The organism is Methanobrevibacter sp. UBA188 (genome assembly GCF_905234905.1).
Taxonomy (GTDB): domain Archaea; phylum Methanobacteriota; class Methanobacteria; order Methanobacteriales; family Methanobacteriaceae; genus Methanocatella.
Genome location: NZ_CAJOJM010000081.1, coordinates 1 through 3505 on the forward strand (window position 1 = coordinate 1; position 3505 = coordinate 3505).

A 3505-nucleotide genomic window follows, 5' to 3' on the forward strand; every position below is an offset into this window, starting at 1 on the left:
TATTATTAAGTTTTTGTTCTCCATATTATGTCTCCCATGTATTGATCCTGTTAGTATAAATTTGGTTCATTCAGAATAATCTCATCAGATTACAGTTGAGAATAGAAATCACCATCTCTCATGAACGGTTCCTTCGGATCTTCTCCGCTGATTGCACGGCTCTTATCCTCTATGAAATTTCCGCTCGGAGTCCAGAACCCATATCTTCCATCCTTATAACCATATTTAAAGTTTCCTTCTGTTCTTTCAATATAAGTATCAGTTGAATGGGTTGGCTGTGATTCTACAACCTTCTCTTTTTCTTTGACAGTCAATTTTTGTGTTGTATTGTTTCCAGTGTAGTTTTCATTTCCACCATAAGTAACATTGACATCGTATTTTCCTTTCTTCAAGTTCAAATCCAGTTTCGCCTTACCTTTGGAGTTTGTTTTTACGGTTTTATTGGCCACAACCTTTCCTTTACTGTTTTTGACTGTAATGTTGACCTTTTGCTTGGACAGTGGAGTCTTATTCAAATCAGTCAGCTTGACTGACAAATTATCTCCTTCATATAAAGTTTTATTACTATCGACTTTGATTTTTGTCGGTTCCTTGGCATGCATCGGCTTTAATACCATAAATCCGATTGCAGCAGCAAGAATGACAATTATAACAATCAATATTATAATGATATTTTTGCTTTCCATATAAGTTCCTCCCATTAAACTAATACTATTTATACACAAATTAGATAATAATATTTTCTACAATGAAAACAATATGTAAATAATCAAAACAAGATGATATTTTGATAATTTTTTCCAAAAACAGTTGAATAAACGGCCAAGTAGACAAGAAACTATAAGCAATAGAGCATGAATACCTTTCACTTGCCAAAAGAAATCCGATAAAGTTTCCAAACAAGCCAGCAGGCGAATTTTTCATCAAAAAGGACGGCTGTGTACTGGCCTTAAGCGATGATTATTATTAAAACGACCCTAAAAAGAGGATTTTTTCATTATTTCAAATTTGGAAATTTCCTAATCCTGTATAATGCTGTCGGACATGCCAAAATGAAACATGCCACTGATGTGAGGATAAGCAAAAGCCCTGCTTTTTCATCGATGAATAATCCTCCTATAAATGTTCCAACTGCCCTGTTCATGTTGTTGATGAAGAGGTATGCTTCGTTTGCAAATTCAGGGGCTTCCCTTATTGATGAGCCCAACCAGTATTGGGAAATCGTATGCATTGAACCGTCCATAATGCCGAAAAGGATTAACTGTACGAATGTGAATCCAGGAACTTTAATTCCAAGGCCTAAAAATATGACAACAACTGCAAAAACAATCGGATATAGCACAATTGGAAGATTGTTCCTTTTGCCAATGAAATATCCAAAAAGACTTGTTCCGCAAACTGCAGCTATACCGTTGGCAAATAGGAATATTGATATTAAATCAGCTGGAATCTTGGTGAGAACTTCCAGCACTACGGAAAAATAATTGTAAATCATGCTTATTGCAACACCGTTGAACTCCTCGACTTCACCAAAGTCGAGGTAGTTCAATAAAAGGAAACTGCAAATTATACAAAAAATCTTAAATCTAATGTTTTTACTTAAAACATTTAATAAGTTTTAAAGACATATAAACTGATATTTGCATACTTATCTATTTTGTTAAAATTAACCATCTAAAAACTTATTAAATAAGAAAAACAAAAATTAGTATTGAAAATAGATTATAATGAGGCATGATACTTATGGAAATCTATCATGGAAGTACAGTAATTGTCAAACAACCTGAAATTAGAATTGAAAAATACAATAAAGACTTTTACTTTGGATTTTACTGTACAATTATGGAACAGCAGGCAATCCGTTGGGCAACAAGATTTGGTGAAGGAATAGTCAATGTATACGAATATGAACCTGATGATTCACTGAAAATTCTAAAGTTTGAAAAGATGACAGAAGAATGGTTGGATTTCATAATAGCCTGCAGAAGCGGAATACCACATGAATGGGATATTGTCGAAGGTCCAATGGCAGACGATACAATTTACAACTACATTCAGGAATTTCAGGATGGTAAAATCTCAAGAGAGGCATTTTGGGTATTGGCGAAATTCAGATATCCAACTCATCAAATCTGCTTCAACACAGAAAAGGCACTTGGAACAATAACATTTAAAGAAGGGAGGAAAGTTCATGGATAAAAATAACAATTCCCTGTTTTACACCTGCAGTTTGATTGAATTCATATCTAGACAGACAAAAAATGATCGTAAAGATGTTATTGAATACTTAGGTGAAGATTTGGAAAGAATATATGACTATGAAGACGTATTTCACTGCGAACCAATTGAAAAAGTGGCTGATGATTTCATAAACCGAAACAACATTCCCGCCGGTGAATTTGACAATATTTCAACATGCAAATACAATGTTCCAGATTACTGGGAAATCGGAGAAGTATTTGAAAGACTAATTGAAGACAACTATAGCGAAAAAGAAGTCTTTGATGGGATAAGAGAAGTATACTCCTCATGGCTGGCTGAAAAAATACTGAATTTCAACTCAGATTTATATTACCAATCAAGAGAATACTTGACTGAATGTTATAAAGATGGAGAAATAATTATTTCTTAAATCCAATTATATAAAAGAATACTTTGTGATTATTATACTTATTATCCATTCACAATTAATATTATATTCAAACATCCCCTTAAATTATCAGAGCGATAGCTTCAATTCTTAAAATATATAATAAATTAATCGATTATCCAATGAATTCATACAAAAACATTCTGATATTGGCTGGAGTGGATTTATAGGCATGAGAGTTATCCATGCACATCATTATGAAGGAATTATTCTTGATTTGCTTTGGGATGCGATTAAAGTTGATGTGCCTGAACTAAAAAAATATGTAGAAAAAATATTGAATGAATGATAAGCCAGTGAACTGTAATTTATATACTCATCTATTTGACTGTAAACTATGAAAAATTAAAAAAATAATTAAAGATTAACACAAGCGCTATAACCCATGCTAATGCAAAGTCCAATCACTCCATGAACTAAAAACAAGCACTATTCAACATCAAAACCCTTTTCTATCATGCTGTTTTTAAGAATCTCCATTGCTTTTATCGTATCAGACCCTGAAACTCTCTTAATCATGCGATTGTTTTCATTAAACCTTCCGATGAAATAATCCTGCTGCTGCTTACTTACTAGGTCCAGCCGAGTATAGTTTGTAAGGCATTCCAGAAGGGCGAATACTCCTCGGTTTAAAGCTTTTGCACACGGATGGTTTTTGACGATTTCTACAACATCACTAGTTATGATATAAGCTTCTCCATTTGATGTTACATGGTCTTTAATCGGATCCATCTTTCTGATGTCTGTGACATCACAAATGACATATGCTTCTGCATTTTTCAGTATTGCAATGTCAACATCGTCTGTAAACTCTCCAATATCAAGGTTTCCGATGGTTGAATTTACGAAATTTAT

General features: G+C 33.3%; 6 protein-coding genes. 3 read left to right on the plus strand and 3 right to left on the minus strand.

What is annotated here, in order from left to right:
* Positions 1-89: 89 nt before the first annotated feature.
* Positions 90-686: a hypothetical protein gene (locus QZ143_RS09430; protein WP_292609321.1), complete on the minus strand. Its 597-nt coding sequence runs from the start codon at positions 684-686 to the stop codon at positions 90-92.
* 311 nt (positions 687-997) lie between these two features.
* Positions 998-1549: a hypothetical protein gene (locus QZ143_RS09435; protein ID WP_292609323.1), complete on the minus strand. Its 552-nt coding sequence runs from the start codon at positions 1547-1549 to the stop codon at positions 998-1000.
* 185 nt (positions 1550-1734) lie between these two features.
* Here QZ143_RS09435 and QZ143_RS09440 point away from each other — a divergent pair, with 185 nt between their 5' ends.
* From QZ143_RS09440 to QZ143_RS09450, 3 genes are all read left to right on the plus strand, one after another.
* Complete coding sequence (locus QZ143_RS09440) at positions 1735-2199, plus strand: DUF3990 domain-containing protein (protein ID WP_292883584.1); 465 nt, start codon at positions 1735-1737, stop codon at positions 2197-2199.
* Positions 2192-2632, plus strand: a complete 441-nt coding sequence (locus QZ143_RS09445) for a hypothetical protein (RefSeq protein WP_292609327.1) — start codon at positions 2192-2194, stop codon at positions 2630-2632. Before QZ143_RS09440 ends, QZ143_RS09445 begins: the two co-directional genes overlap by 8 nt.
* 148 nt (positions 2633-2780) lie before the next feature.
* Positions 2781-2939, plus strand: a complete 159-nt coding sequence (locus tag QZ143_RS09450; RefSeq protein WP_292609331.1) for a HepT-like ribonuclease domain-containing protein — start codon at positions 2781-2783, stop codon at positions 2937-2939.
* Positions 2940-3079: 140 nt separating this feature from the next.
* On the opposite strand, the gene QZ143_RS09455 is transcribed toward QZ143_RS09450, so the two are convergent.
* A partial coding sequence (locus tag QZ143_RS09455) for a DUF447 domain-containing protein (protein WP_292883587.1) occupies positions 3080-3505 on the minus strand: 426 nt, incomplete at its 5' end.

What these genes read in the sequence shown, in the direction of transcription:
- QZ143_RS09430 (WP_292609321.1), bottom strand. Translation starts at nt 686, where the DNA reads ATGGAAAGCAAAAATATCATTATAATATTGATTGTTATAATTGTCATT.
- QZ143_RS09440 (WP_292883584.1), top strand. Translation starts at nt 1,735, where the DNA reads ATGATACTTATGGAAATCTATCATGGAAGTACAGTAATTGTCAAACAA.
- QZ143_RS09445 (WP_292609327.1), top strand. Translation starts at nt 2,192, where the DNA reads ATGGATAAAAATAACAATTCCCTGTTTTACACCTGCAGTTTGATTGAA.